The following is a 26,314-nucleotide window of genomic DNA, read 5'->3' as shown; positions in this document are numbered from 1 at the left end:
TCACAGCCGCCCCGTTACCGTACTGGTAACACGCGCGTTGCCCGTCGTGGCCGGACCAACCTGCCCGGCGGCACGCGCCGGGCATGGGAATGGGTCGGTGAGCCATGGCCGGGTCGCAGTCCGACGCACGGCTGTCGGATGTCAGGTTCCTGACCGTCGCCGAGGTGGCGACGGTCATGCGGGTGTCCAAGATGACGGTCTACCGTCTCGTGCACAGCGGTGAGCTGACCGCGGTGCGGGTCGGCAGGTCGTTCCGGGTGCCCGAGCACGCCGTGCACGAATACCTGCGGGGTGCCTTCCAGGAGACCGCCTGACGCGTTGTCGGCCAAGCCGTCGAGTGCGACGAAAAGGGGCATCGACCGGGGGCGCGTTGGTCCGGCTGACGCACTCCGGCTACGCTGGACCTCGGCCGTGACCGTACCCTGGTGTGCCCTGCCCACCACGCTGGTCCGGTCCGTTGTCCGCAAGCGGTCACCGACGCCACCCGCGGTGGTGTCTCCCGGTCCGCCCCGCACGTTGTATCGAAAGGCTGTCGTATGGGCTCGGTGGTCAAGAAGCGCCGCAAGCGCATGGCTAAGAAGAAGCACCGCAAGCTGCTGCGCAAGACCCGCGTCCAGCGTCGCCGTCTCGGCAAGTGACCGGAGCCGGGCCCCCGCCCGGCATCCGGCACCACTTGCCACCTGTCGACCCTCGGAGGCTCAGGTGATCAGGCCGTGCACGTCCCGGCTCGATCCCGCCTGTCGGGCAAGGCGCACGGCATGACCCCCGGTGGCACCTCAGGTGCTCCGGGGGTCGTCGTCGTGACCGGGGTCGGGCGCTACCTCGGCGCGCACGTCGCCGCCCGCCTCGCCGCCGACCCGCGCATCGAACGGGTCATCGGGGTCGACCCGGCCACTCCCAACCCCGAGCTCGCCGACCTGCTGTCCGGGGTCGAGCGGGTCCGCCTCGACCTCGACTCGCTCGGCGGCCTGCTGCTCGATCTCGACATCGACGCGGTGGTGCACCTGGCCCTGGTCACCGCCCCCGATCCGCAGCACGGCGGCCGGGCGGCGATGAAGGAACAGAACGTCATCGGCACCATGCAGTTGCTCGCCGCCTGCCAGCGGGCGCCCCGGCTGCGCAAGCTCGTGGTCCGCTCCTCGACCGCCGCGTACGGGGTGTCGTTCCGCGACCCTGCCGTCTTCACCGAGGAGACCGAGCCCCGCGAGGTGCCGCGCGGCGGTTTCGGCCGCGACATCCTCGACATCGAGGGGTACGTCCGCGGGTTCCGCCGCCGGCGCCCCGACGTCACCGCGACCGTGCTGCGCTTCGCGCCGTTCATCGGCTCCACCGCGGACACCACGCTCACCCGCTACTTCTCCCAGCCGGTCGTGCCGACCGTCTTCGGCCGGGACCCGCGGCTCCAGTTCGTCCACTTCGACGACGCGCTGGAGGTGCTGCACCGGTCGGTCGCCGAGGAGCACCCGGGGACCTACAACGTCGCCGGGCCGGGGGTGCTCTCGCTGTCCCAGGCGATCCGGCGGGCCGGCCGGGTGGCCGTGCCGGTGCTCGAACCGGGCCTCGCCGGGGTGGCCGCCGTCGCCCGCAGCCTGGGCTTCGGCCGGTACGGGTTGGACCAGGTCGACCTCTTCGTGCACGGTCGGGTGGTGGACACCACCAGACTGGAGCAGGAGTACGGCTTCACGCCGCGCTCGACCGCCGCCGCGTTCGACGACTTCATCCGCGCCCACCACGGTGGGGTGGTGGTGACCCGGGACCAGCTCGCCACGGCCGAGCAACTCGTCCTGGAGAGCATCCGGCAGGTCCGCGCCGCCGTACGGGAGCGCTCGTGAGCGGGGCCGAGGAGCGGGGCGAGGCCCGCTGGAACGTACCGCTCGCGGTGCCCGCGCCCGGCGCGGAGCCGGCGCGGCGCAACGGGCACCGTCGGCCCACGATGGCCGCCGCCGAACCGGTCCCGGCCAGCGATGAGCCGGACCACGCCACCGACGAGCCGGACACCTCCACTGACGAGCCGGAGATTGCCACCGGCGAGCCGGCGCGCGCCCGGGCGGACGCGGCGGCCGCCGGGACGTCGCCCGGGCCTGCGGTGGTGGACCGGCCGGGGGACCACTGGGACCGGAGGGTCGCCAAGGGGCTCGCCTTCCTGCGGCGCCGGCTCTCCGGTGACTACGAGGTAGACGAGTTCGGCTTCGACCCCGAGCTGACCGACGCCGTCTTCCACCCGCTGCTCCGGCTGCTCTACCGGGACTGGTTCCGCACCGAGATCAGTGGGGTGGAGCACCTGCCCGACGTCGGGGCCGGCCTGGTGGTGGGCAACCACTCCGGTACGGTGGCGCTGGACGCGCTGGTCCTGGCGGCCGCGCTGCACGACCGGCACCCGGCCCGCCGCTATCTGCGGCTGCTCGGTGCCGATTTGGTCTTCCGCATGCCGGTGGTCTCCGAGCTCGCCCGCAAGACCGGCGGCACGGTGGCCTGCAACCCCGACGCGGAGCGGCTGCTCGGCAACGGCGAGCTGGTCGGGGTCTTCCCCGAGGGCTTCAAGGGCGTCGGCAAGCTCTACGCCGACCGGTACAAGCTGCAGCGGTTCGGCCGGGGCGGCTTCGTCTCGGCGGCGCTGCGTACCGGCACGCCGATCGTGCCGGTGGCGATCGTCGGCGGCGAGGAGATCTATCCGATGCTCGCCGACATCAAGCCCCTCGCCCGGCTGCTCAAGCTGCCGTACTTCCCGGTGACGCCGACCTTCCCCTGGCTGGGGCCGCTGGGCATGGTGCCGTTGCCGAGCAAGTGGCTGATCGAGTTCTGCCCGCCGATCCCCACCGCGCACCTGCGCGACTCGGCGGACGACCCGCTGGTCGTGTTCAACCTCGCCGACCAGGTCCGGGAGACCATCCAGCAGACCCTGCACAAGCTGCTCGAACGCCGCCCCGACCCGTTCGGCCCCTGATTCGCGCCGCCCCGCGCCGCCGGGTCAAGACCCGCGCAAGTTCCCCGAACCTGCTGCCTGCCGATCGGTCGAGGCAGCAGGTTCCCCGAAGTTGTCCGTTCGGGGCCGCGGCGGGGTCAGCCGGGACGGTGGCGGCGGCGGTGCAGGGCCAGGCCCGCGGTGACCGCGCCGGCGAGCAGCCCGGCGGCGGCCGTTGACGGTACGGCGATCTTGACGGCCCGGCGCCCGGTGCGGAAGTCCCGGACGTCCCAGCCGCGCTCGCGGGCCTGACGGAGCAGCGCCGGGTCCGGGTTGATCGCCACCGGGTGCCCCACGGTGGAGAGCATCGGCAGGTCGTTGGCCGAGTCGCTGTAGGCGGCGCAGCGGGTCAGGTCGAGCCCCTCGACGGCGACGAGCTGGGTGATCGCCTCGGCCTTGGCCGGCCCGTGCATCAGGTCGCCGACCAGCCGCCCGGTGTACGCCCCGTCGACCACCTCGGCGACCGTGCCGATCGCCCCGGTCAGCCCGAGCCGGGCCGCGATCACCCGGCCGATCTCCACGGGGGCGGCGCTGACCAGCCAGACCCGCTGCCCGGCGGCCAGGTGCCGCTGCGCGAGCCTGCGGGTGCCGGCCCAGATCCGCGGCGCCATCAGTTCGTCGAAGATCTCCTCCGCGAGGCGCTCCACGTCGTCGACCCGCCAGCCCTCGATGAATGCGAGCGCCGCCTCCTTGGCCTGGGACATGTCCCCGGCGTGCTCGGTGGCGAGCAGCCGGAACCTCGCCTGCTGCCAGGCGAACCGGGCCAGGTCACCGGCGGTGAAGTACTTCCGGGCGGCCAGTCCACGGGCGAACCAGTAGATCGACGCGCCCTGCATCATCGTGTTGTCCACGTCGAAGAAGGCGGCGGCGAAGGGGTCGGGCGTGGGGGCGGCCGGGGGCGCCTCCGCGGTTTCCGACCAGCCGGCGGTGTGCCCGTGGACGTCGGTGCTGACCGTCACTTTCCGGGCCCGGGACATGCCGACCTCCCTCCCCCTCGACGACCGCGCATGTCTTCCACAGCGAGCCTATCCGGCGCTGTGCGACGGCCCGGTGCCCGAGCGGAGAAGTGTGGCGGCTGTCCCGCCGCGGTCAGCGGTCGGCGGGGCAGGCGTTCGGGGTCGGGCCGAGGGCATCGCTGGCGGCGGGCGCGGGGAGCCCGCAGGCGATCGCCTCGCGGAGTCCGTCGGCCCGCCTGCCCACCTCGTCGAGCAGGGCCAGCGATCGGCGGGTCCGATCCCGCTCGACGTGGTCCGCCCGGCCGAGCAGCCCGCTGACCGCCTGTCGCTGACCGGCGAGGAACGCGTCGATCGCGTCCAGGCCGGTCGGGTCGGAGCGCTGGGCCGCGACCGTGGCCAGCAGGCGTACGCCCTGCCGGGTGTCGGCGTCCATGTCGTCCAGGACGGCGCTGAAGTCGAGCCGGTCTCCGCGTACGGTGGCCGCCTCGTCGAGCCGGGTCCGGGCGAAGTCGAGGAAGAGTTGGCCCCGGCTGAGGTCCGAACTGGCCAGTGCGAGCTGAGCACGTTCCGTGGAGCGCTTCATGCCGTAGAGGGCGTCGCCGGGCAGCGCGTTCTCGCTGGCGGCGGAGATCCCGGAGAGGGCCACCGCCCCGGCGGCGATGCCGACCAGGATCGCGCCCCGGGCCCGCGCCCGCCGGCCGGTCACGGCCGGCAGCAGCGATCCGCGTACGCCGGTGGTCGCCGTGCCGGCCTCGGTCTTCGTCGGGGCACCCACGCCCTCGCGCTCGGCGGTGGCGACGAGCATCGCGCGCAGCCCGCTGCGGAACTCCGCGTCGACCTCGCCGGCAGGCCGGTCGCCGGCCAGCCGCTGACTCACCGCGACGAGGGCGGCGAGTTCGTCGTCGGCCCGGGAACGGGCGTGGTGGCGCCGGCCGCCGTTGGCCTCGTCGAGGAGTTGCGCGAAGCGCTCGGCACGCCGACGGGAGAAGAGGTTGCTGTCCACCGCAGGCACCCCCTCTCGCTGGTCACGGCCGGGTTGGCCGTCGTCGTCACCAGCGACCGGTGGCAGCGTGACGCCGACGGTCGACCGGGTGGGGAGACCGTGCCCGCCGGACCGGGTGGCCCGGGGTTCGCCGGACAACCACTGGTCGCACCCGGAGAAACGGACCGCGCCGGGGGCCGGTTACGGGCCGGCGGGTCTCGAAATAACCAAGCGTGATCGTCGTCACGAGCCGCCGAGGGGTACGCGTACCCCCGCCCGGTGGGTCGCCGGGCGGGTCGGAGGTGCCGGGGATCAGGGCTGGAAGCCGTCGGGCAGGAGTCGGGCCAGGGCCCGGACCGCCCGGTACTGCAATGCCTTGATCGCGCCCTCGTTCTTGCCCATGGCCCGGGCCGTCTCGGCCACCGAGAAGCCCTGGAGGAAGCGGAGCACGATGCACTCCTGCTGCTCCGGGTTGAGCTGTTTGACCGCGGTGAGCAGCGCGACGTTGGTGATGTGCTCGACCACCGCCGCCTCCGGGCTGCCCTCCGGCCCCCGGTCCTCCCGATCGGCGTCGAGCACGTCGCCGGTGGTGACCTCGAGCCGGTAGCGACCGGACTTGAAGTGGTCGGCGACCAGGTTACGGGCGATGGTGACCAGCCAGGCGCCGAGGTCGCGCCCCTGCCAGGTGAAGCTGCCGATCCGCTTGAGCGCCCGGAGGAAGGTGTCCGAGGTGAGGTCCTCGGCGAGCTGCCGGTTGCCGACCCGGAAGTAGACGAACCGGAAGACGGTGTCCACGTACCGGTCGTAGATCAGGCCGAACGCCTCGGCCTCGCCGGCCTGCGCCCGCTCGACCAGGGCCCAGACCTCGGTCGCCGGGTCGGACGGGTCGGGGCGGCTCGGGTAGCCGGTGGCCGGGGCGGCGGGCACCGCCGGCAGGATGGCCGTGTCGGCGGCCGGCACCGCCGGCAGCACCGCGGTCTCGGCGGCCGACGGCTCCGGGCCGGCCGGGGGCTCGCCGCGGCGGCCCTGGGCCGGCATGGTCGGCCGGGACGGCGAGCTCAGCCGGGTGCCGGCGGTCTTCGCGTTGCTCCCGGGCACTGCCGGGCGCGCCGGCGCCTCGTTGTGGTGCGTGCGGTTGCGGCCGCGCCGGGTCCCCTCGCCCCGCACCGCCGCGAGGCTGCGCATTCCCTCGGCGGTGCCGCGCGCGGCCTCCATCTCCAGCCGTTCGTTGATCGGAGTCCGCTGGGTCGGGCCGGCCACCCCGGCCGGCCGTTCGGCGTAACCGAAGGTTGTCACCGCGCCTCCCCGATCCAGACGGGGCAGGATCGCGCCGGACGCCGTAGGCTCCCGGCGGGACCGGGTACGCCCCGGCGGGGCAGGGCCGTTCCGGGACGTGCCGACGGACGGCAGGTCCCTTTGAGGTGCTGGTCCAATGCGCTCAGTGGCACGGGGGCCTCCTCGGGCTGAGGGGTGTCGACTCACGGCAAATGGGGTGAGCCGACCCGAGTGATGATAGGGCCAACGTCACCCACGCGTGGCAAGTCCGTTACACAGAGCGGAAGTATTTCCCGCCCCGTCGCACAACTGGCGGACCCGTTGTCCGTCGTGTGTGGTTGACTTTCGCGCCGGATCCTGGTCCGGAGTGGAAAGTCCAGGCCGGAGCGATTTGCCTGCCACGCTCGGCGTGTCGCGGCGGCCGTCCGGCGGGGCGGTTTCCGGCTGCCCGTGAACCTGGCCCGACGGGCTGGTGCGAGCCGGCCCCCAATTACCGGGAGCACCGGCGCGCGGTTCGCTCAGTCCCGTCGACGGGACTGTCGCCCCGGGCGGCCAGCCGGCCGTCCGGCCGCGCCCGCGCTCCCTCCTGCCGCCGTGGCGCACGGTGCCGGGGCGCGGAGTGTGCGGGGCGTGGCCGGGCGAACCCGGCTGTGCCAGACTCAGCCATCGTGGTGGACGTAGCCGACAGCTCCGCGCCGAACCTCGCCGACCGGCTCCGCCGGGCGGCCGTCGCCCACGGCGACCGCCCCGTGCTGCACTGGCGGGACCGGACCCTGACCTGGTCCGAGCTGGACGCGGCGGTCACCGCCACCGCCCGCGCGCTGGCCGTCGCGGCGCCACCCGCGCCCGGGGACGCCCACCCGCCCCGGGTCGCGATCGCCTTCGGCAACACCCTCTACTTCGTGGTCACGTACCTCGCGGCGCTGCGGGCCGGCCTGGTGGCGGTGCCGGTCAACCCGGGCTTCACCGCCCGGGAGCTGCGGCACGTGCTCACCGACTCGGGGGCCGCTGTGCTGGTCTGCGCCGCCGAGGTCCGGGACCGGGTCGACGTCGACGACCTGCCCGCGCTGGCCGCCGTGCACACCGCGCCGCCCGTAACTGACGGTGACGGTCCGGTCGAGCTGCCCACGCGCGGCGGGGACGACCTCGCCGTCCTGCTCTACACCTCGGGCACCGAGGGCCGGCCCAAGGGCGCGATGCTGTCGCACCGCGCCCTGGCCGCCAATCACGAGCAGATCGGCCGGATCACCCCGCCGGTGGTCGGCCCCGACGACACCGTGCTGCTCGCCCTGCCGCTGTTCCACGCGTACGGGTTGAACTCCGGGCTGGGAGCCGTGGTGCACCACGGCGCGACCGGGGTGCTCGTCGACGAGCCCGGCCCGACCGGGGGACTGGCCGAGATCGCCCGGCACCGGGTCACCGTGCTGGTCGGCGTACCGTCGATGTTCCTGGCTTGGGCCGACACGGAGGGTGACGTCGCGGCGGGGCTGGCTTCGGTCCGCGTCGCGGTGTGCGGGGCGGCCCCGCTGCCGCCGGCGGTCGCCGCGCGCTTCACCGAGCTGACCGGGCACCCGGTGCACGTCGGGTACGGACTCACGGAGACCGCGCCGGTGCTCACCTCCACCCTGGTCGACGGGGAGCCTCGACCGGGCTCGGTCGGCCGCCCGCTCCCGGGCGTCGAGCTGCGCCTGGTCGGGCCGGACGGCGCGGACCTGTGGCGGGACGGCGTGCCGACGGCCGAGGAGGACGCCGACGAGCTGGACCCGTCCGACGACGCGTCCGGCACCGACCCGGGGCAGGTCGTGGTCCGGGGCGCCAACCTGTTCAGCGGCTACTGGCCGGACGGGCGGGGCGGGCCGGACCCGGACGGCTGGTGGGCCACCGGCGACGTGGCGTACGCCGACGAGGACGGGAACCTGTTCCTGGTCGACCGGCTCGGCGAGCTGATCCTGGTGAACGGCTTCAACGTCTACCCGCACGAGGTCGAGCTGGTGCTCGAGGCGCATCCCGGGGTGGCCGAGTCGGCCGTCCTGGGGGTGCCGCACCCGCGGACCGGCGAGACTGTCCGGGCGTACGTGGTGCGGGCGGCCGGCTCCCCGGTGACGGCCGAGGAGCTGCTCGGCCACTGTGCGCGTAACCTGGCCCGGTTCAAGTGCCCGACCGCCGTCGAGTTCGTCGACAGCCTGCCGTACTCGGCGATCGGCAAGGTACGCAAGACCGAGCTCCGCCCGGCGGCACCTCCGGTGCCGGCCCCGGCGCCGCCGACCGAGAACCGCACGGAGGTATCCGATGTCCAGCAGTGACGCCCGGCTCGCCCTGATCACCCGGCCCGGCTGCCACCTCTGCGAGGACGCGAAGGCGGCGCTCGACCGGGTGGTGGCGGTCACCGGCGACCGCTGGATCGAGAAGGACGTGACCGACGACATCGAGCTGGAGCGCGAGTACGGCGACCGGCTGCCGGTGGTGCTGCTCGACGGCAAGGAGCACGGCTACTGGCGGGTGGAGGAGGACCGGCTGCTGCGGGACCTGACCACCCCGCAGCTCTGAGCCGCGTTGTCCGGCTGCCTTATGGTGCAGCGATGACCACTGCTCGGCGCCACCTGGTGTGGGACTGGAACGGAACCCTCCTCGATGACCTGGACCTGGTGGTCCGGGCCACCAACGTCGCCTTCGCCAGCGCCGGCGGGCCGGCGGTCAGCGCCGACGAGCACCGGGTGCGGTTCCGCCGGCCGATCGCGGACTACTACGCGGAGATGCTCGGCCGGGCGATCGACGACGAGGCGTTCGGCGCGCTGGACCGGATCTTCCACGACGCGTACCGGGCCGGGCTGGCCAGCTGCGCCCTCGCCGCCGACGCGACCACCGCGATCGCCGCCTGGCCGGGCAGCCAGTCGCTGCTGTCCATGTGGTTCCACGACGAGTTGGTCCCGACGGTGCACACGTACGGGCTGACCCCGCACTTCGCCCGGGTGGACGGGCTGCGGGCCGCGGTGGGCGGCGGGCGCAAGGCCGAGTGGCTGGCGAAGCACCTGGCCGAGCTGGGCCTGGACGGCCGCGAGGTGGTGCTGATCGGCGACTCCCTCGACGACGCCGACGCGGCGCTCTCGGTCGGCGGCGCCTGCGTCCTCTACGCCGGCGGCCTCTCCGACCCCGCCCGCCTCCGGGCCTCCGGCCACCCCGTCGCCAACACCCTCACCGAGGCGGTGACCCGCGCCCGCACCCTCCCCTGACGGGCCCCGGGTCCGCCCGGCGGTCAGGCGCGGAGGTGGGTGAGGACGGCCAGGACCCGGCGGTGGTGGTTGGTGGCGTCCGGGGGGAGGTCGAGCTTGGTGAAGATGTTCCGGACGTGCTTCTCGACCGCGCCGTCGCTGACCACCAGGGTCCGCGCGATGGCGGTGTTCGAGCGGCCCTCGGCCATCAGGGCGAGCACCTCCCGCTCGCGCGGGGTCAGGGTGGCCAGCGGGTCGTCGCGCCGCCGCCGGACCAGCAGCTGGCCGATCACCTCCGGGTCCAGCACCGTGCCGCCCGCGGCCACCCGGTTCAGCGCGTCGAGGAACTCGTCGATCGCGGCCACCCGGTCCTTGAGCAGGTAGCCGATCCCGCCGCCGGCCCCGCCAGTGGTGGCGAGCAGGTCGTCCGCGTACGACACCTCGACGTACTGGGAGAGCACCAGGACCGGCGTACGCGGCACCCGCCGGCGGGCCTCGACGGCGGCACGCAGCCCCTCGTCGGTGTGCGAGGGCGGCATCCGCACGTCCACCACCGACACGTCCGGGCGGTGCGCCACCACCGCCTCCACCAGGGCGTCCCCGTCGCCGACGGCCGCCACCACCTCGTGTCCCGACTCGGTCAGCAGCCGCACCAGCCCCTCCCGGAGCAGCACGGCGTCGTCCGCGATCACCACCCGCATGGGTCCGGTGTCTACCACGTCGCCGTCCTCCGCGGGCCCCGGCGGGTCGGGGCGGGTCCGCCCGTCGTTCGGGCTCACCGGGGCAGCTCCGCCCGGACCACGGTCGGGCCGCCGGCCGGGCTGGCCACCTCCAGGGTGCCGCCGACGGCCCGCACCCGGTCGGCGATGCCGCTCAGCCCGTGCCCCTTGGCCAGGTGGGCACCGCCCACCCCGTCGTCCCGGATGTCGATCTCCAGCCGGCCGACCTTGCGGGCCACCTCGACCCGGCAGGCGGTGGCCGCGCTGTGCTTCGCGACGTTCGTCAGCGCCTCGGCGACCACGAAGTACGCCGTGCTCTCCACCGCCGGGTCCAGCCGGCCGCCGGGCGTACCCAGGTCGTCGTCGATCACCAGTTCGGTGGGGACCAGGGCGCGGGCGGCGAGGGCGGCCAGGGCGCTGGGCAGGCCCCGGTCGACGAGGATCGGCGGCGCGATGCCTCGGGACAGGGCGCGCAGCTCGTCGAGGGTCTCCCGGGTCTGGGTGACCGCCTCGTCGAGGGTGCGCCGGGCCGCCTCCGGGTCGACGGCGAGCTGCTGGCGGGCGCGGCCGAGGTCCATGGCGAGGCGGACCAGGCGCTGTTGCGGGCCGTCGTGGATGTCCCGCTCCAGCCGGCGCAGGGCGGACGCCTCGGCGGACGCGGCGGCCCGCTTCTGGTCCTCCAGGGTGCTGATCCGGTTGCGCATCTCGGCCACCCCGGTGAGCAGGGAGCGGGCCAGGCCGGCCTGGATCCGGGCGCAGCCCCGGGCCAGCAGCGGCAGGGTGAGCAGGAAGAAGATCCCGATCGCGGTGTTCAGCGCGACGCGCGGGCCGGCCCCCTCGCCCATCCCGAGCAGTTCGCTGAGGTCCTGGTCGCCCGGCCCGCGCGGGATCGCCCAGTCGTACGTGACGTAGAGGGTGCCGGCGAGGCCGCCCACCCACCAGACCAGCACCAGCACGAAGGTGGGGAGCGTCACCAGCAGCTTCACGAAGGCGTGCAGCAGGTCGAGCCACGACTGCGGGTCCCGCATCGGGGTCAGGATCCGGCGCCAGTAGCCGACCCGCGGCTCGGGCGTCAGGTAGACCGGGCGGACCCGGGGCTGGCGGAGCACGGCGGGGAGCCGGAGCCGTTCGAGATCGGCCAGCGCGCGGGCCGCGTACAGGGTGCCGGCGAGCACGGGCAGGCCGAGCGTGGTGACCAGCAGCCCGGCGGTGAGGGAGATCCCCGCCACGGCCACCACGAAGCCGACCAGCGCCAGCGGCAGGCCGAAGAGCACGTATCCGGAGTCGCGGAGGAGCTGCCGGACGAGTCCGGGTGCGGGTGTGGCGGAAGCGGGCCGGGTGGCCAGCGGTACGGCGGTCATGCCCCGAGGCTATGGGCCGGGACCGCCCCGGCCCCATCCCGCGCGCCGGTCTCTCCGGGGTGGGGTTGTCCCTACCGGGGCGTGATCCGCGCCTCGCCCGTTGATGACACAGCGCGACCGGAGCGCGCGCAATTGGTCAGAGAAGTCTGGATTGAGCAATAATCGCCGTGCGGCGCCGAGGGAGCGCGGTCTATCGATCTTGTCGGGATGGAGGTGCAGGTGGCGGCGCGTCGCGGGCCAGCAAGATCGCGATTTGTGCACCCCTTCACAAGCGCCTACTCTGTAGTTCCGACGCGCCCTGCTAGCACAGCCAGCAACATCGGTCGCCAGCGGGAGTCCCGGAACGACCGGCCGCCGTCGCTGGTCGAGGATCGCACCGCACGGAGTCTCATGAGTCAGCACCGTCACCCTGGCGCGCCCGGCCGCGCCGGTGCCGTACCGGCGCTCCCGGACCTGCCCGAGGCGACCGTGGCACGGCTCCCCGAATACCTCCGTGCCCTGCACGCGCTCGCCGAGGTCGGCCACGAGACGGTCTCCAGCGAGGGGCTGGCCAACGCCGCCGGGGTGAACTCGGCGAAGCTGCGCAAGGATCTCTCCCACCTCGGCTCGTACGGCACCCGGGGCGTCGGCTACGACGTCGGGCTGTTGGTCGACCAGATCGAGTTCGTGCTCGGGCTCACCCAGCGGCGGGCCGTCGCGCTGGTCGGGGTGGGTAATCTCGGTCACGCTCTGGCCGGTTACGACGGTTTCGCCAGCCGCGGGTTCCGGATCGCCGCGCTCCTCGACGCCGAACCGAGCCGGGTCGGTGAGCAGATCAACGGGCTGGTCGTCCGGCACATCGACGAGCTGCCCCGGGTCGCCGTCGAGGAGTCGATCTCGATCGGCGTGATCGCCACCCCGGCGTCGGCCGCCCAGGCGGTGGCAGATCAGCTCGTCGCGGTCGGCGTGACGAGCATCCTCAACTTCGCGCCGTGCGTACTCTCAGTTCCAGAGGGGGTCGACGTGCGCAAGGTCGACCTCGCGATCGAGCTGCAGATCCTGTCCTTCCACGAGCACCGCAAGGCATCGCTGACCGCGCTCCCCGCCACCGGCGGGTCCGCCCTCACCGCCCTGCCCGGCGGGCTCGCGGCCACCGACACCCAGGAGGCGATCGGCACGTGAAACTGCTCGTCGTCGGCGCGTCCTACCGCACCGCCCCGGTCGCGACGCTGGAGCAGCTGGCGGTCCCGCCCGCGGATCTCACCCGCACCCTGGACCGCCTGGTCGCCCAGCCGTACGTCGCCGAGGCCGTGCTCGTCTCCACCTGCAACCGGGTGGAGGTATACGCGGCGGTGTCCGGTTTCCACGGCGGCCTCGGGGACATCTGCGCCGTCCTGGCCGAGCAGGCCTCCTGCCCGCCGGCGGCGCTCGCCAACCACCTCTACGTGCACTACGACGCCGCCGCCGTGGACCACGTCTTCCGGGTCGCCGCCGGGCTGGACTCGATGGTGGTCGGCGAGGCGCAGATCCTCGGCCAGCTCCGGGACGCGTACCACTCCGCCGCCGGCGCCGACTCGGCCGGCCGGCTGCTGCACGAGCTGATGCAGCAGGCGCTGCGGGTCGGCAAGCGGGCGCACGCCGAGACCAACATCGACCGGGCCGGCCAGAGCGTGGTCACCGCCGCCCTCGACCTGGCCGCCGGGCTGCTCGACGGCGACCTGGCCGGCCGGCCCGCCATGGTGGTCGGCGCGGGCGCGATGGGATCGCTGGGCGTGGCCACCCTCTCCCGGCTGGGCGCCGGGCCGCTCACCGTCACCAACCGCGGCGCCGACCGGGCCGTCCGGCTGGCCGAGTCGTACGGCGCCAGCGCCGTGCCGATGGCCGAGCTGGTCGACGCGCTCGCCGCGGTGGACATCGTGGTGGCCGCCACCGCCGCCACCGAGCCGGTGCTCACCCGCGACGTGGTGACCCGGGCGCTGGCCCGGCGGGACGCCGGGCGCGGCCCACTGGTCCTGCTCGACCTGGCCGTCCCGCGCGACGTCGAGGAGGGTGTGGCCGCGCTGCCCGAGGTCGAGGTGATCGACATCGGCCGGATGGCCGTGATCCTCGCCGACGGCCCGGCCGCCGCCGACGCCGCCGAGGTGGCCCGGATCGTGACCGGCGAGGTCGAGGCGTTCCTCAGCTGGCTGCGCGGCGCCGACGTGGCGCCCACCGTGGCTGCGTTGCGCGGGCGCGCCGACGACGTGGTCACCGCCGAGCTGCGCCGGCTGGCCCAGCGCCGCCCCGACCTCAGCGACGACCAGCGGGCCGAGGTCGCCCGCACCGTGCACCGGGTGGTGCAGCGCCTGCTGCACCAGCCGACCGTGCGGGTCCGCCAGCTCGCCGCCGAGCCGGGCGGCGACCAGTACGCCGCCCTGCTGCGCGAGCTGTTCGACCTGGAGGTGCCGCAGACCTCCCCGGTCGACACCGTTCCGGACGTGGTCGAGCCCGACGGCGTCACCGTCGAGGGCCGTCCCTCGTTCGACGCCGCAGACGTCCCGCCCACCGGAGGTGCGCGATGAACGACCCCCTGCGCCTCGGCACCCGGGGCAGCGCCCTGGCGATGGCCCAGTCCGGCCACGTTGCCGAGGCTCTCACCGCGGCCACCGGCCGCCCGGTCGAGCTGGTCGAGGTGGTGACCGCCGGCGACCGCTCCTCGGCCCCGGTGCACCGGCTCGGTGTCGGCGTCTTCGTCTCCGCGCTGCGGGACGCGCTGACCGCCGGCATCATCGACTTCGCCGTCCACTCGTACAAGGACCTGCCCACCGCGGCCGCCCCCGGGCTGCACATCGCGGCCGTGCCGCAGCGGCAGGACCCGCGGGACGCGCTGGTCGCCCGGGACGGCCGTACCCTCGCCGAGCTGCCGCCGGGCGCGCGGGTGGGCACCGGCGCGCTGCGCCGGATCGCCCAGCTGCACGCGCTCGGCATGCAGCTGGAGGTCACTCCGATCCGGGGCAACGTCGACACCCGCCTCGGCCGGGTGCTCGGCCCGGACGCCGACCTCGACGCGGTCGTGCTGGCCCGGGCCGGGCTCAACCGGCTCGGCCGGTCCGACGTGATCACCGAGACCCTCGACCCGATGCTGATGCTGCCGGCGCCCGCCCAGGGCGCGCTGGCGGTGGAGTGCCGGATCGACGATCAGGATCTGGTCGAGCTGCTCGCGGTGCTCGACCACGCACCGTCCCGCGCCGCGGTCGTCGCGGAGCGGGCACTGCTGGCCACCCTGGAGGCCGGGTGCAGCGCGCCCGTCGCCGCCTACGGCGAAGTCGCCGAGGGGGACGCCGGCGAGGAGATCTACCTGCGCGGGGCGGTGATCAGCCCGGACGGTACCCGTGACCTCCGGCTGTCCCGCACCGGAACGCCCGCCGACGCGGCGGAGATCGGCAAGGCACTCGCCGCCGAACTCCTCGAACTCGGCGCCGACTCGATCCTCGGCCAAGAAGGACACGCCGGCCCGGGGACCCAGCAATTTGGGAGCACAGAATGACCCGCACCCGTAAGCCCGTAGGCCGGATCGCGTTCGTCGGGGCCGGTCCCGGCGACCCTGGCCTGCTGACCCGCCGGGCGCTGGACGCCCTGGTCGACGCCGACCAGGTGGTGTACGACCGGGGAGTCCCCGAGTCGCTGCTCGAGCACGTCCGCGCCCAGGCCAAGTCCGACGCCGAGTTCAGCCCCGCCGAGGGCGTACCGGGGGACGTGGCGAAGGTGCTGATCTCCGCGGCCCGCGCCGGGCAGAACGCGGTGCACCTGGTCGCCGGAGACCCGTTCGGCCACGACTCGGTGGTCAAGGAGGTGCAGGCGGTGGCGCGTACCGCCGCGCACTTCGAGGTGGTTCCGGGCATCGGCCAGGCCGAGGGCGTGGCCACCTACGCGGGCGTGCCGCTGCCGGGGGTGCGGACCGCCGCCGACGTCGAGGACGTCAACACGCTGGACTTCGACGCGCTGGCCGCCGCCGTCGGCCGGGGCTCGCTGGCCCTGGCCGTGGACGCCGGCGACCTGGGCGCCGTCCGGGACGGCCTGCTGGCCGCCGGCGTGGACGGCGCCACCGGCGTCGCGGTGACCGGCGACGGCACCGGCGAGACGCAGTACACCACCACGTCGACCGTGGACTCGTTCGTCGCGGCGGCGCTCGGCTTCACCGGCCGGGTCGTGCTCACCGTCGGGGAGGGCGTCGGCCAGCGGGACAAGCTGAGCTGGTGGGAGAACCGCCCGCTGTACGGCTGGAAGGTGCTCGTCCCCCGGACCAAGGAGCAGGCCGGCGTGATGAGCGCGCGGCTGCGCGCGTACGGGGCGATCCCGTGCGAGGTGCCGACCATCGCGGTCGAGCCGCCGCGTACCCCGGCCCAGATGGAGCGGGCGGTCAAGGGCCTGGTCGACGGCCGGTACGCCTGGGTGATCTTCACCTCGGTGAACGCGGTACGGGCGGTGTGGGAGAAGTTCGCCGAGCACGGCCTGGACGCCCGGCACTTCGGCGGCGTCAAGATCGCCTGTATCGGCGAGGCGACCGCCGACGCGGTGCGCGCCTTCGGCATCCAGCCGGAGCTGATCCCCTCGGGCGAGCAGTCCTCGGAGGGCCTGCTGGCCGAGTTCTCGCCGCACGACGAGATCCTCGACCCGGTCGGCCGGGTGCTGCTGCCGCGCGCCGACATCGCCACCGAGACCCTCGCCGCCGGGCTCACCGAGCGCGGCTGGGAGGTCGACGACGTGACCGCGTACCGGACCGTCCGGGCCGCGCCGCCGCCGGCCGAGATCCGCGACGCGATCAAGTCGGGCGGGTTCGACGCGGTGCTCTTCACCTCGTCCTCCACGGTCCGGAACCTGGTCGGCATCGCCGGAAAGCCGCACGCGCGTACCGTTGTCGCTGTCATCGGGCCCAAGACGGCGGAGACCGCGACGGAGTTCGGCCTGCGGGTCGACGTGCAGCCTCAGCACGCCTCGGTGCCCGACCTGGTGGAGGCGCTCGCCGCCTACGCCGTCGAGCTGCGCGAGAAGCTCGCCGCCATGCCCGCCAAGCAGCGCCGCGGCTCGAAGGTGCAGGGGCCGACCGCGCTCAGGTTCCGCTGATCGTTCAGGGAGGTCCGCATGTCGTACCCCGAGATCCGGCCCCGCCGGCTGCGCCGTAACGCGGCCGTGCGGCGGCTGGTTTCCGAGACCCGCGTCGACCCGGCCGAGCTGGTCGTGCCGATGTTCGTCAAGGAGGGGCTGACCGAGCCGCGGGCCGTGGCGTCGCTCCCGGGGGTGCTCCAGCACTCCCGGGACTCGCTCCGCAAGGCCGCCGTCGAGGCGGTCCAGGCCGGAGTCGGCGGCATCATGCTCTTCGGCGTGCCGGCGCAGCGAGACGAGACCGGCTCGGGCGGCCTCGACCCGGACGGCATCCTCAACGTCGCCATCCGCGACGTGATCGCCGAGGTGGGCGACGCCACCGTGGTGATGAGCGACCTGTGCCTCGACGAGTTCACCTCGCACGGGCACTGCGGCCTGCTCACCCCCGACGGCGGGGTCGACAATGACGCCACCCTGGCCGCGTACGCCGAGATGGCGGTCGCCCAGGCCGACGCCGGGGTCCACATGGTCGGGCCGTCCGGGATGATGGACGGCCAGGTGGGCGTGGTCCGCCGGGCCCTGGACGCCGCCGGCCACCAGGACGTCGCGGTGCTCGCCTACGCGGTGAAGTACGCCTCCGCCTTCTACGGCCCGTTCCGGGACGCCGTCGAGTCGGCGCTGGAGGGCGACCGGCGCACCTACCAGCAGGACCCGGCGAACCTGCGCGAGTCGCTGCGCGAGGTGGCGCTGGACGTCGCCGAGGGGGCCGACCTGGTGATGGTCAAGCCGGCCCTGCCGTACCTCGACGTGGTGTCGGCGGTCCGGGCCGCGGTGGAGGTCCCGGTCGCCGCCTACCAGGTCTCCGGCGAGTACGCGATGGTCGAGGCGGCCGCCGCGAACGGCTGGATCGACCGCGAGCGGGTGATGCTGGAGACGCTCACCTCGATCCGGCGGGCCGGTGCGCAGATCATCCTCACCTACTGGGCGGTCGAGGCCGCCCAACTGGTGCGCGAGCGCTACTGAACGACGACCGCTGAAACGGCCCGCCGTCCAGCCGAAGGGGCTGGACGGCGGGCCGCCTCGTTGAGACCGGTCAGTCGTCGTTCAGGATGGTCCCGACGGCGACCGGGTCGGCGAGCCGGAGTCCCGGCACGCCGGCCACGTACAGCTTGAGCTGCTCGTCCGCCTCGACCTTCTTGTCACCGCGGACGGTCACCGGGAAGGCCAGCGACGTCTGGCCGGCGGCCAGCGTCCGGCAACCGACGTACGAGTCGTAATCCGACCCGGCCTGCGCCGTCGTGCCGTAGGTGGTGGCGCAGATCAGGGCCGACTCGGAGAGCGGCCGGGAGACGGTCACCGTGAACGTCATGGTGGTGTCGCCCTTGTTGCCCTCCAGCACGGAGGTGTCGGCCACGCTCAGCGACGCCCGGGAGCGGAACCGGGCCACCTGCGGGTCGTGGTCGCTGGCGCCCCGGTCGCCCAGGCCCTCGGCGTCGGTCGGGTAGTCGGCGTTGATGTGCGCCGCCCGGACCTGCACCAGGTCGCCGTGGAGCCGGTCGTTGACGAAGAGGTTGTCCAGCGTCTGGGCCTGCCCGCTGAAGGTGTACGAGTAGGCCGCCGACGGCACGTCCGCCGCCAGATCGTCCCAGAGGTTGTGCATGCCGGCCCCGTACAGCGGGCCGAGCTGGTCCGACGGAGTCGGGTTGGCAGCCGTGGCGATCGGGTCGTCCGGCCGCGGGAAGACGTTCAGGTCACCGCCGTAGATGACCCGGGCGTTCGGGTCGTCCGCCTCGATCGCCTGCACCAGCGCGGCCCCGTACGCGGCCTGCTCCCGCCGCTGTCCGACCCGGCTGTCCGGACCGGACGAGTAGTGGTTGCTGACCGCCCAGAGCGTGTAGTGCTCGCTCGAGCCGGGGGCCGCCGCCACGGTGAACTCGGCCAGCTGCGCCGCCCGGGTGTAGACGTTCGAACCGTCCACCCCGGTGGAGCGGTCCACGTCGGCCGGCAGCACCGCGTTGAACGCCTTCGGGTTCTGCACGTCCGCGTTGGACGGCAGGCCCGCCGAGCGGTACTGCACCGTCGGGGCGGTGCCTAGCAGCGGGTCGCCGGCGGTCGCCTCGGCCAGGGTCAGCCGGTCCGTACGGTAGAGGAACGCCGAGGTGATGCCCCGGGCGTCCGCGCCGGTCCGGTCGTAGGCCGCCGCGTACGCCGGGCCGCCGTTGGCCGCGATGGCCAGCGCCAGCTCCTGCACGGTGTCCGGTGCGCCGTCGGCGTTGTTCGTGTCGCCGCAGACCAGCACGCCGCCGGTGACCGAGCAGATGTCCTGGTCCTCGGCCTCCTGCACCAGCACCAGGTCGGGGCTGTGCAGAGCGTTGACGATCTGCCGGGCCTCCACGTTCAGCCGGGCGGTGTACGCCGCTTCGCTGGCCGGCACGTAGTCGAACGGCGGGCTCACGCCGGCACAGCCCGAGTTGCCGGCGAAGTCACAGCCGTCGAACGGGTCGTCCCGGTAGTCGTAGAGGTTCTCCAGGTTGTACGTGGCGACCGCGACCTCGGCGTTCCGGTCCGCCGGCTGCGGCGGGTTGTTCTCCGCCGGGTCCGCGCCACCGGTCAGCGTGAGCTGCTCCGGCTGCACGCTGTACTTGCTGAACGCGTACGAGATGGCGCCGTAGGCGTCCTCGGTCAGCGTGTCGTACGTCCGGGCCTCGGGCAGCAGCGCGCCGGAGTCACCGGCGGTCGCCTTCACGCCCCCGGCGCCCAGCAGGATGCGCTGGTTGTTGCCGTTGTCGAAGAGGGTGCCCGGGATGTCGTCCAGCGGGTGCGCGTCCCGGAACACCCGGCGGGCGTACGGGTCGGTCCGCTGCATGATCGGGTCTTCGCGGTCCACCACGTAGATCTCGGAGTCGGCCGTGGAGGCGTAGATGTGCCGCGGGGCGGACACACCGCTGCCGGACCGGACCCGCATCCGCTCGCCCTCGTGCCGCTCCCAGAACAGGTCTGCGGCGGCTCCGTCGGCCGGCGGGATCGCGTCGTCCACCCGGACGGCGGTGTCCACGTTCAGACCGGAGTCGAGCTTGCGGACCAGCGAGGCGCTGGAGAGCTGCGTCTGGTTGAAGTACTCGGAGACGCGGCCGCGCAGCACCACCTCGTCGCCGACGGTCGGGGCGTAGCCGCCGATCAGCGTGGTGAACGAGCCCATGAAGACGAAGATGCCGTCCGAGGTGAGCGGGTCGCCGTCCTCGGTGCCCTTGCGGCTCTGCAGGTAGAAGCCCCACTGGTTGGCGCCGGCGGAGCTGCGGGTGAGCGACTGCTGGGTGATCACACCTCGCACGTCGTACAGCGTGGAGCTGGTGCCGTTGCCGCTGGCCGGGGCGAGCGGCGACCGGTCGGTACGGCCGTTCTCGTCGTCGCCGGTGCGGCCCTGCACCTCGCCGACCGACAGCACGGCCGTGGCCTGCACGGTGAAGGTGCAGGTCGCGGTGCCGCCGTCGGTGTCCGTCGAGGTCACGGTGACCGCGTACGAGCCGGCCGGGAGGCCGGTCGCGGTCAGCGTCGCGGTGGCGGTGCCGCCGGCTGCGGCGGCCGGCGTGAACGCGGTACGGCTGATCGAGCCGCTCGCCGGTGCCGGGCTCACCGAGGTGACCGCCAGATCGGTGACCGTGTCGTCGGCGTCGGTCGCGGTGACCTGGCGGGTGGCGGTGCTGCCGGCCTCCAGGGTCAGCGCGCCGCCGCAGGTCACGGTGGCCGGCTGGTCGACCGGGCCGCCGCCGTTGTCGACGGTGTGGCTGCCCAGCCCGTCGAAGGTGTCGGTGGCGTAGCCGACCCACTGCACGGCCGGGTCGAAGACGTCCGACGGGTCGGTGTCGCCGGCGGCCACCGAGGGGAGCCGGCGCAAGGTGTTGTCGGCGGTGCTGGTGAGCCCGCTGCCCCACTCGGTGCCCGGGTCGAAGCCGACCTGCCCGATCGAGTCGACCACGGTCGTGCCCTTGCGCAGCACGATCGCGTCGTCGCCGTTGTACAGCGAGCTGCCGTACATCTGGTCGGCTTGGGCGAGGATCGCCGGCGCGGCCGAGGAGGCGGCGAAGACGAAGACGTCACCGGGGGCGACGGTGCCGGTCAGCGGCACGTTCGTCGAGGTGGTGGCCCCGTTGAAGAAGAACTGGAGCTGGTAGCCGGCGGCGGCCAGGTCGACCGGGGCGCCGGTGTTGTTGTAGAGCTCGATCGCCTTGTTGTTGGACGAGCCCTCGACGTACTCGGAGATGAACAGGTCGGTGGACGCGGCGCTGGCCGCAGGGGGTGCGAGGCCGACCGCCGTCAGGGATACGGCGGCGGTGGTCGCGAGCGCGGCGATGGAGCGGCGCGGGCGCATGGAGCCTCCACGATGGGTGGGCAGGAACTAACGCACGTTAAGGGGCGTTCCGGTCCGGCGTCCATCCCCCGGGCAGCCGTTTGGTGAACACCCTTCAGCGGTGAGTGTCGAGACGGTGCACCAGCTCGGCGACGTCAACGCCGTATTCGCACCACTCGCGGTCGGGACGATAGCCCAGCTCCGCGTTGACCTTCAACATCGCCTCGTTGGCCTGCGCGTTCCAGGTCTGTACGTCGGCCAGCTGCGGCTCGGCCGAGCGCAGCTCCAGCAGCATCCGCGCCTTGATGGCCCGGTCGATGCCGTAGCCGCGGTGGTCGCGGACCACGATGGTGTCGTACTGGTCGGCCCGGGTCGGGTGCTGCGCCGGCACCACCACCTCGGTCAGCCCGGCCACCTCGCCGGTCTGCTCGTGCAGGGCGAGCACGATGTACGGCTTCATGCCCCGTCGGTGCAGCGTGTCGAGGCTGTCCCGGAGCCGCTCCGGGTCGTACGAGCTGGGGCGCAGCTCGCCGTCGTCGACATCGCGCACCTCGGCCTTGGCCCGCGCGTACGCCTCGAGCAGATCGTCCGGCAGGCCGCCCGGGCAGAACTCCAGGTGGTAGCCGGCGCCGACGCCACCGGCCATCTCGGTCAACGCCGCCCAGTCGACCGCGCCCAGGTCGAGCACGCTGCGGGTCTCGACGTACTCCCTGGCGAAGCCGAGCGACTCGTGGAACGCCACGGCCGGGGTGCCGCCGACCACCTCGACGCCGATCGACTGGAAGCCCTCGTCCCAGACCCGGCGGGCGGCCACCCGGAGCAGCTCGCGGCCGATCCCGGTGCGCCGGACCGCGGGGTGGACCAGCACCTCCAGCACCCCGATCCCGCCGAGGAGCAGCACGTTCACGTGGCCCAGGATGGCGCCCGGCGTGTCGTCCGGAGCCGGATCGGCCTGGGTGACCCAGGAGATCCGCCGCTCACCCGGCATCACCTCGGAGAGGTACTCCCGCAGGGAGCTCTCCCGCCACGGCGGATCCTGCGGCAGGTCGGCCGCCAGGACCGCGTTCAGCGTGTCCAGCAGCGACGCGATCTCGGCGGACGACGCGGTCCGAGGGTCCCACTCGCGCACCATCACCCGTCTAGCTTGCCGGGAACCGTTGCCCGGGGGAAGGGTCCAGTTCTCGAATGTATCCGAGCGGTCACGTCACGTACGGCTCAACCGCCCGTAGTCGTTGGCCTTGTCGAAGACGTCCTGGGCGTACCGGCGCACGTCGTTGTACGAGAGGATGGCGCCCCACCAGTCGCCCGGAATGCTCATGTTCCGGCCGCCCTGACAGAGGTAGTTGCCGGCGGCCAGGGCGGCGTCGTCGATGTCGTGCGGGTTCCGCACGCCGTCGTTGTCGCCGTCCGCCCCGACCGTCTGCCAGGTGCTCGGGATGAACTGCATCGGGCCGATCGCGTGATCCCAGACGGTGTCGTGGTCGAGCTGGCCCTGGTCGGAGTCGGGGATCCGGGACGTGCCGCCCTGCCCGTTGAGTGGTGGGCCGACGATCTCCGGCACGGAGACGCCGTCCGGCCGGAGCGTGGCCCCGTTGGCCGAGCCGTGGCGGGACTCGACGTACCCGATCGCGGCCAGCGTGGTCCAGCTGAGCTGGCAGCTCGGCTTCGTCTGCCGGAGCACCAGCTCGGCGTAGCCGTACGCCTGCGCGGCCACCACCGGGATGCCGGCCCGCTGGCCCACCTGCTGCGCCCACCCGGCCAGGGCATCCGCCGGTCGGCCGGGCACCCCGGCGATCGGCCCGGTCGCCGTCGGCGTCGGAGTCAGCGTCGCCAGCGGGTCGCCGGTGCCGGCCGGGCCCGGGGTCAGGTCGGTCCCGCCGGGCACCGCCCCGCCCTCGGGCACGCCGCTCCCGGGAGCCGTCGCGGTGGCGTCGACCGCCACCGGCTGTGGCTTGCGGATGGCCGCCGGCACCAGCAGCGCCCCCGCTGTCGCGGTAGCCGCGACCAGGACCAGCAGGAAGAGGCCGGGCAGGGTCATTCGCCCGCTGGGACGGCGGGACCAGGCGCGGGTCGCCCGGGCCGCACCGACGGCGAGCTGCCGGGGCGGCACCCGGACTGCGTGCGCGAACGAGCTACGCCGCCGCCGACCGCCGGCCGGCGCGTCCGTCGCCGGCTCGGCGTCGGCCGGCTTGGCGTCGCCGGTGGGGGCGTCGGCCGGCTTCGCGTTGCTCGCGGCGATGTCGGCCGGCTTGGCGTCGCCGGTGGGAGCGTCGGCCGGCTTGGCGTCGGCCGGCTCGGCGTCGCTCGTGGGGGCGCTCGTCGAGTCCGGGTGCACGGTGCCGCGGGGTTTCGGGACGGGCCGATGGTCGGCGCCGCCGTCGGGCGGCACGGCCGGTCGCAGGGGTCGAACCGTCATGCGCTCCTCGCCGTCCACCACCCGTCGAGTATTACCCATGCCTACCCCGTCGTCAGGCCCGGCCGTACGCTGGAACCATGCCCCGGTACGAGTTCCGCTGCCGCTCCTGCGGCGACACCTTCGAGGTCAACCGCCCGATGGCCGAGGCCGGCCAGCCGGCGTCCTGCCCGCAGGGACACGCCGACACGGTGAAGCTGCTGTCCACTGTCGCGGTCACCGGCCGAGGCGCCGCCGGACCGGTCGGCGGCGGCGCCGCGCCGTCCGGGGGCGGCTGCTGCGGCGGGGGCTGCGGCTGCTGATCCGCCCTCGACGTCGTCTCGCCGGTCGATCCGTACCTTGCCGGCAGTGTGATCCTTTGGCACCTTGAGTCGGAATCTGCCCGGCCGTTCTCACGATGCGTGACGTCGTGACCATAGGGCAGCATGAACCCGACGTCAGGGGGCGGAGGTTCCACGCATGGCGCCACGGATCCACCTCCCGAGCGGATGGGTGACCTTCGTGTTCACCGACATCGAAGGCTCGACGCGACTGGCCCAGCTGCTCGGTCCGGGCTACCGCCCGGTGCTGCGGGAACACCGCCGGCTGCTGCGCGACACGTTGGCCGGCACCGACGGGGCGGAGCTGCTGACCGAGGGGGACTCGTTCTTCCTCGCGTTCGGCGACGCGGCCGCCGCGCTGACCGCCTGTCTGACCGCGCAACGCGCGCTGGTCAGCCACGACTGGCCCACCCCGGAGGCCGCCCCCCGGGTGCGGATGGGCCTGCACACCGGGTACGCCGAACCCCGCGACGGCGAGTACGCCAGCCCCGAGGTGCACCGGGCGGCCCGGGTGGCCGCCGCCGCCCATGGTGGACAGGTGCTCTGCTCGGCCGCCGCCGCCCGGCACGCCGACCCGCTGCCGGACGGGGCGTCCCTGTTGGACCTGGGGCTGCACCGGCTGCGCGGCTTCGACGACCGGGAACGACTGTTCCAGCTGGTGGCGCCCGGCCTGGAGCGGAGCTTCCCGCGTCCGCGTACCGCCGACGCGGTGCCGCACAACCTGCCCACCCAGGTCACCTCGTTCGTCGGCCGGGAGGCGGAGCGGGCCGAGCTGCGGGGGCTGGTCGACACGTACCGCCTGGTGACCGTGCTGGGGGCGGGCGGCGCCGGCAAGACGCGGCTGGCGGTGGAGTTGGCCTCGGGGATCGTCGAGGCGTACCCGGACGGGGTCTGGTTCGTCGACGTCGCCGCGGTGACCGACCCGGGTCTGGTGGCGTTCGAGATCGCCGCCGTGCTCGGGCTCCGGCCGGAGCCCGGCCGTCCGATGATCGACACCCTGGTGGAGTACGCGGCCGCCCGCCGGATGCTGGTCGTGCTGGACACCTGCGACGCCCAACCGGCGTCCTCGGCCGAGGTGATCTCCCGGCTGCTGGCCGGCGGCCCGCGCGTCCGGGTGCTCGCCACCAGCCGGGAGTCGTTCGGGCTGCCCGGCGAGGTGGTCTGGCGGATCCCTCCGCTCTCGGTGGACCCGCGGCCGGACGGCGGGGCGAGCGACGCGGTGGCCCTGTTGCTGGACCGGACGACGGCGGCCCGGGGCGGCCGGCCGCCGGACCAGGCCGAGCAGGCCGACCTGCGGCGGGTGGTCCGCCGGCTGGACGGGCTGCCGCTCGCCATCGAACTGGCCGCCGCCCGGCTGCGGGTGCTCTCGGCCGGGCAGCTCGCCGAACGCCTCGACGACATGCTGGGCACGCTGGACGCCGGCCGGGCGGAGCCCGAGCCGCCCCCGGTGGACGCCGGCTGGACGGGCAACCAGCAGGACACGGTGGATCTGGTGGCCGCCGTGACGGGGGCCGCCCCGCCCACCCCGGGGACCCGGGCCGGGCAGCGCTCGGCCAGCGCCCGCCACCTGACCATGCAGGCGACCGTGACCTGGTCGTACCGGACGTTGGGGGCGCGCTCGGCCCGGCTGCTGCGCTGGCTGGCGGTCTTCGCCGGTCCGGTGGACCTGCCGACCGTGCAGTGGCTGCTCGACGACGACCCGCTCGACCCGCTCTCCGTGCTGGTGGACAAGTCGATGGTGCTGGCCGAGCCGCACGCCTCCGGCAGCACCTACCGGATGCTCGACCCGATCCGGGCGTACGCGGCCCGCCGGCTGATCGAGGCCGGCGAGGAGCAGACCGCCCGGGACCGGCACGTCGCCTGGTCCCGGCACGCCCTGGAGCGCGCCCACCTGGGGCCGGAGGGCCGCCCGGTCACCCTCTCTCTGTACGCGCTCGATCCGCTGGCCGGGGAACTTCGGGCCGCGCTGCGTTGGTGCGCCACCGGCGGCAGCGCCCGCTCCGGCCTGACGCTGGCCGGTGGGCTGGACCAGTGGTGGCGGGAGCGGGGGCTGGCCCGGGAGGGACGGCTCTGGCTGTTCCGGCTCTACGGTCGGATCGCCGAGACCGGCGAGTCGATCCCGGAGGCGGAGCTGGCGGCGGCGTACCACATGCACTCGCTGCACGCCGGCGCGGACGGGGAGTTCGCCGAGGAGTTGCGCTACTCGCAGCGTGCCGAGGCGGCCGCCCGGCAGGCCGGCGACCTGGGACTGCTGGCCCGGGTGCTGGCGGGCCGGGCCGCACCGCTGGTCGACATGGGACAGTTCGCCGAGGCGGAGCGGGTGTGCCGGGAGGTCATCGACTGGGCGTACGAGCAGGACGTGGTCTCGGACGCGCTGCTGGCCGTCTACAACCTCGCCGAGCTGCTGTGGCGCCGGGGCGCGCTGGACGAGGCGGCCGACCTGCTCGGGGCGGCCCGCCCGGTGGAGGCGTCCCGGCCGGTCGAGCGGGGCCGGCGCTCGGTGGACATGCTGCTCGGCATGGTGGCGCTGGCCCGGGGGGATCTGGTCGCCGCGCACGAGCACCTGGTGGTCGCGCTCCGCTCCCGGATGAGCCACGGCTACCTGGGGCGGGCCTGCGACACGGTGAACGCGATCGCGGTGCGCTGCGCGCTGGGCGGCGATCCGCTCACCGCGGCCCGGCTCTTCGGCGCGGCCCAGGCCACCCGGG

Annotated in this window: 22 protein-coding genes; 14 read left to right on the top strand and 8 right to left on the bottom strand. The window is 74.2% G+C overall.

Annotated elements, in window-relative coordinates; all coding sequences use genetic code 11:
• Positions 1 to 104: 104 nt before the first annotated feature.
• The 4 genes from ONA70_RS19280 (at position 105) to ONA70_RS19265 (ending at position 2,944) form a co-directional block, all read left to right on the top strand.
• Positions 105 to 314: a helix-turn-helix domain-containing protein gene (locus ONA70_RS19280; protein WP_046564428.1), complete on the top strand. Its 210-nt coding sequence runs from the start codon at positions 105 to 107 to the stop codon at positions 312 to 314.
• A 222-nt stretch (positions 315 to 536) separates the two neighbouring features.
• Positions 537 to 638 (top strand): 30S ribosomal protein bS22, encoded by a 102-nt coding sequence (locus ONA70_RS19275; RefSeq protein ID WP_007465623.1) that lies wholly within the window; start codon positions 537 to 539, stop codon positions 636 to 638.
• Positions 639 to 758: 120 nt separating this feature from the next.
• Entirely contained in the window at positions 759 to 1,832 is a 1,074-nt protein-coding gene (locus ONA70_RS19270) for an NAD-dependent epimerase/dehydratase family protein (RefSeq protein ID WP_265007839.1), read from the top strand.
• 101 nt (positions 1,833 to 1,933) lie between these two features.
• The gene (locus ONA70_RS19265; RefSeq protein ID WP_406601217.1) at positions 1,934 to 2,944 is read left to right on the top strand and encodes a lysophospholipid acyltransferase family protein; all 1,011 of its coding nucleotides are present in this window, start codon (positions 1,934 to 1,936) and stop codon (positions 2,942 to 2,944) included.
• Positions 2,945 to 3,060: 116 nt separating this feature from the next.
• Here the strand turns inward: ONA70_RS19265 and ONA70_RS19260 are convergent, their stop codons facing one another.
• The 3 genes from ONA70_RS19260 to ONA70_RS19250 all read right to left on the bottom strand — a co-directional run bounded on the left by ONA70_RS19260 (position 3,061) and on the right by ONA70_RS19250 (position 6,085).
• Positions 3,061 to 3,939 (bottom strand): HAD family hydrolase, encoded by an 879-nt coding sequence (locus tag ONA70_RS19260; RefSeq protein ID WP_265007838.1) that lies wholly within the window; start codon positions 3,937 to 3,939, stop codon positions 3,061 to 3,063.
• A 112-nt stretch (positions 3,940 to 4,051) separates the two neighbouring features.
• Positions 4,052 to 4,921, bottom strand: coding sequence for a DUF5667 domain-containing protein (locus tag ONA70_RS19255; protein ID WP_265007837.1), 870 nt, complete (start codon positions 4,919 to 4,921; stop codon positions 4,052 to 4,054).
• Between the two features lie 291 nt (positions 4,922 to 5,212).
• Positions 5,213 to 6,085, bottom strand: a complete 873-nt coding sequence (locus tag ONA70_RS19250; protein ID WP_406601216.1) for an ECF subfamily RNA polymerase sigma factor, BldN family — start codon at positions 6,083 to 6,085, stop codon at positions 5,213 to 5,215.
• A 758-nt stretch (positions 6,086 to 6,843) separates the two neighbouring features.
• Between ONA70_RS19250 and ONA70_RS19245 the strand changes: the two genes are divergently transcribed.
• The 3 genes from ONA70_RS19245 to ONA70_RS19235 are packed head-to-tail and all read left to right on the top strand — an operon-like array spanning position 6,844 to position 9,405.
• The gene (locus tag ONA70_RS19245; RefSeq protein ID WP_265007835.1) at positions 6,844 to 8,478 is read left to right on the top strand and encodes an AMP-binding protein; all 1,635 of its coding nucleotides are present in this window, start codon (positions 6,844 to 6,846) and stop codon (positions 8,476 to 8,478) included.
• Positions 8,465 to 8,722 carry a glutaredoxin family protein gene (locus ONA70_RS19240; RefSeq protein ID WP_265007834.1) on the top strand — a complete coding sequence of 86 codons (258 nt, stop codon included), beginning with the start codon at positions 8,465 to 8,467 and terminating at the stop codon, positions 8,720 to 8,722. The genes ONA70_RS19245 and ONA70_RS19240 overlap by 14 nt, the downstream gene beginning before the upstream one ends.
• A gap of 32 nt (positions 8,723 to 8,754) precedes the next feature.
• Positions 8,755 to 9,405 (top strand): HAD family hydrolase, encoded by a 651-nt coding sequence (locus ONA70_RS19235; protein WP_265007833.1) that lies wholly within the window; start codon positions 8,755 to 8,757, stop codon positions 9,403 to 9,405.
• Between the two features lie 23 nt (positions 9,406 to 9,428).
• Here the strand turns inward: ONA70_RS19235 and ONA70_RS19230 are convergent, their stop codons facing one another.
• Positions 9,429 to 10,085, bottom strand: coding sequence for a response regulator transcription factor (locus ONA70_RS19230; protein WP_265007841.1), 657 nt, complete (start codon positions 10,083 to 10,085; stop codon positions 9,429 to 9,431).
• Between the two features lie 74 nt (positions 10,086 to 10,159).
• Entirely contained in the window at positions 10,160 to 11,464 is a 1,305-nt protein-coding gene (locus tag ONA70_RS19225; protein WP_265007832.1) for a sensor histidine kinase, read from the bottom strand.
• A gap of 390 nt (positions 11,465 to 11,854) precedes the next feature.
• Here ONA70_RS19225 and ONA70_RS19220 point away from each other — a divergent pair, with 390 nt between their 5' ends.
• Genes ONA70_RS19220 through hemB form a run of 5 tightly spaced genes read left to right on the top strand, consistent with a single transcriptional unit; the run spans position 11,855 to position 17,548 of the window.
• Positions 11,855 to 12,625, top strand: coding sequence for a redox-sensing transcriptional repressor Rex (locus ONA70_RS19220; RefSeq protein ID WP_265007831.1), 771 nt, complete (start codon positions 11,855 to 11,857; stop codon positions 12,623 to 12,625).
• Complete coding sequence (locus ONA70_RS19215) at positions 12,622 to 14,004, top strand: glutamyl-tRNA reductase (protein ID WP_265007830.1); 1,383 nt, start codon at positions 12,622 to 12,624, stop codon at positions 14,002 to 14,004. Before ONA70_RS19220 ends, ONA70_RS19215 begins: the two co-directional genes overlap by 4 nt.
• Positions 14,001 to 14,969, top strand: coding sequence for a hydroxymethylbilane synthase (gene hemC, locus ONA70_RS19210; protein ID WP_265007829.1), 969 nt, complete (start codon positions 14,001 to 14,003; stop codon positions 14,967 to 14,969). Before ONA70_RS19215 ends, hemC begins: the two co-directional genes overlap by 4 nt.
• Positions 14,966 to 16,546: a bifunctional uroporphyrinogen-III C-methyltransferase/uroporphyrinogen-III synthase gene (locus tag ONA70_RS19205; RefSeq protein WP_265007828.1), complete on the top strand. Its 1,581-nt coding sequence runs from the start codon at positions 14,966 to 14,968 to the stop codon at positions 16,544 to 16,546. Before hemC ends, ONA70_RS19205 begins: the two co-directional genes overlap by 4 nt.
• An 18-nt stretch (positions 16,547 to 16,564) precedes the next feature.
• The gene (hemB, locus tag ONA70_RS19200; protein WP_265007827.1) at positions 16,565 to 17,548 is read left to right on the top strand and encodes a porphobilinogen synthase; all 984 of its coding nucleotides are present in this window, start codon (positions 16,565 to 16,567) and stop codon (positions 17,546 to 17,548) included.
• A gap of 70 nt (positions 17,549 to 17,618) precedes the next feature.
• Here hemB and ONA70_RS19195 read toward each other — a convergent pair whose 3' ends face one another.
• The 3 genes from ONA70_RS19195 to ONA70_RS19185 all read right to left on the bottom strand — a co-directional run bounded on the left by ONA70_RS19195 (position 17,619) and on the right by ONA70_RS19185 (position 23,328).
• The gene (locus ONA70_RS19195) at positions 17,619 to 20,894 is read right to left on the bottom strand and encodes a lamin tail domain-containing protein (protein WP_265007826.1); all 3,276 of its coding nucleotides are present in this window, start codon (positions 20,892 to 20,894) and stop codon (positions 17,619 to 17,621) included.
• A gap of 94 nt (positions 20,895 to 20,988) precedes the next feature.
• The gene (locus ONA70_RS19190; RefSeq protein WP_265007840.1) at positions 20,989 to 22,005 is read right to left on the bottom strand and encodes a GNAT family N-acetyltransferase; all 1,017 of its coding nucleotides are present in this window, start codon (positions 22,003 to 22,005) and stop codon (positions 20,989 to 20,991) included.
• 72 nt (positions 22,006 to 22,077) lie between these two features.
• Positions 22,078 to 23,328, bottom strand: coding sequence for a lytic transglycosylase domain-containing protein (locus ONA70_RS19185; RefSeq protein ID WP_265007825.1), 1,251 nt, complete (start codon positions 23,326 to 23,328; stop codon positions 22,078 to 22,080).
• 38 nt (positions 23,329 to 23,366) lie between these two features.
• Between ONA70_RS19185 and ONA70_RS19180 the strand changes: the two genes are divergently transcribed.
• Positions 23,367 to 23,588 (top strand): FmdB family zinc ribbon protein, encoded by a 222-nt coding sequence (locus ONA70_RS19180; RefSeq protein ID WP_265007824.1) that lies wholly within the window; start codon positions 23,367 to 23,369, stop codon positions 23,586 to 23,588.
• A 157-nt stretch (positions 23,589 to 23,745) separates the two neighbouring features.
• Positions 23,746 to 26,314, top strand: a 2,569-nt coding sequence (locus tag ONA70_RS19175) for an ATP-binding protein (protein ID WP_265007823.1), incomplete at its 3' end; no start/stop codon positions are given.

It is taken from the genome of Micromonospora yasonensis (genome assembly GCF_026013475.1).
In the GTDB taxonomy this organism is placed as follows: domain Bacteria; phylum Actinomycetota; class Actinomycetes; order Mycobacteriales; family Micromonosporaceae; genus Micromonospora; species Micromonospora yasonensis.
This window is presented reverse-complemented; position numbering and strand designations above follow the sequence as displayed.

Excerpts from the sequence above, each read along its gene's own strand:
- ONA70_RS19260 (WP_265007838.1), bottom strand. The coding sequence starts at position 3,939 with ATGTCCCGGGCCCGGAAAGTGACGGTCAGCACCGACGTCCACGGGCAC.
- ONA70_RS19280 (WP_046564428.1), top strand. The coding sequence starts at position 105 with ATGGCCGGGTCGCAGTCCGACGCACGGCTGTCGGATGTCAGGTTCCTG.
- ONA70_RS19185 (WP_265007825.1), bottom strand. The coding sequence starts at position 23,328 with ATGGGTAATACTCGACGGGTGGTGGACGGCGAGGAGCGCATGACGGTT.
- ONA70_RS19235 (WP_265007833.1), top strand. The coding sequence starts at position 8,755 with ATGACCACTGCTCGGCGCCACCTGGTGTGGGACTGGAACGGAACCCTC.
- ONA70_RS19265 (WP_406601217.1), top strand. The coding sequence starts at position 1,934 with ATGGCCGCCGCCGAACCGGTCCCGGCCAGCGATGAGCCGGACCACGCC.
- ONA70_RS19230 (WP_265007841.1), bottom strand. The coding sequence starts at position 10,085 with ATGCGGGTGGTGATCGCGGACGACGCCGTGCTGCTCCGGGAGGGGCTG.
- ONA70_RS19220 (WP_265007831.1), top strand. The coding sequence starts at position 11,855 with ATGAGTCAGCACCGTCACCCTGGCGCGCCCGGCCGCGCCGGTGCCGTA.
- ONA70_RS19225 (WP_265007832.1), bottom strand. The coding sequence starts at position 11,464 with ATGACCGCCGTACCGCTGGCCACCCGGCCCGCTTCCGCCACACCCGCA.
- ONA70_RS19180 (WP_265007824.1), top strand. The coding sequence starts at position 23,367 with ATGCCCCGGTACGAGTTCCGCTGCCGCTCCTGCGGCGACACCTTCGAG.
- ONA70_RS19240 (WP_265007834.1), top strand. The coding sequence starts at position 8,465 with ATGTCCAGCAGTGACGCCCGGCTCGCCCTGATCACCCGGCCCGGCTGC.
- hemC (WP_265007829.1), top strand. The coding sequence starts at position 14,001 with ATGAACGACCCCCTGCGCCTCGGCACCCGGGGCAGCGCCCTGGCGATG.
- ONA70_RS19270 (WP_265007839.1), top strand. The coding sequence starts at position 759 with ATGACCCCCGGTGGCACCTCAGGTGCTCCGGGGGTCGTCGTCGTGACC.
- ONA70_RS19250 (WP_406601216.1), bottom strand. The coding sequence starts at position 6,085 with ATGCGCAGCCTCGCGGCGGTGCGGGGCGAGGGGACCCGGCGCGGCCGC.
- ONA70_RS19190 (WP_265007840.1), bottom strand. The coding sequence starts at position 22,005 with ATGGTGCGCGAGTGGGACCCTCGGACCGCGTCGTCCGCCGAGATCGCG.
- hemB (WP_265007827.1), top strand. The coding sequence starts at position 16,565 with ATGTCGTACCCCGAGATCCGGCCCCGCCGGCTGCGCCGTAACGCGGCC.
- ONA70_RS19205 (WP_265007828.1), top strand. The coding sequence starts at position 14,966 with ATGACCCGCACCCGTAAGCCCGTAGGCCGGATCGCGTTCGTCGGGGCC.
- ONA70_RS19275 (WP_007465623.1), top strand. The coding sequence starts at position 537 with ATGGGCTCGGTGGTCAAGAAGCGCCGCAAGCGCATGGCTAAGAAGAAG.
- ONA70_RS19195 (WP_265007826.1), bottom strand. The coding sequence starts at position 20,894 with ATGCGCCCGCGCCGCTCCATCGCCGCGCTCGCGACCACCGCCGCCGTA.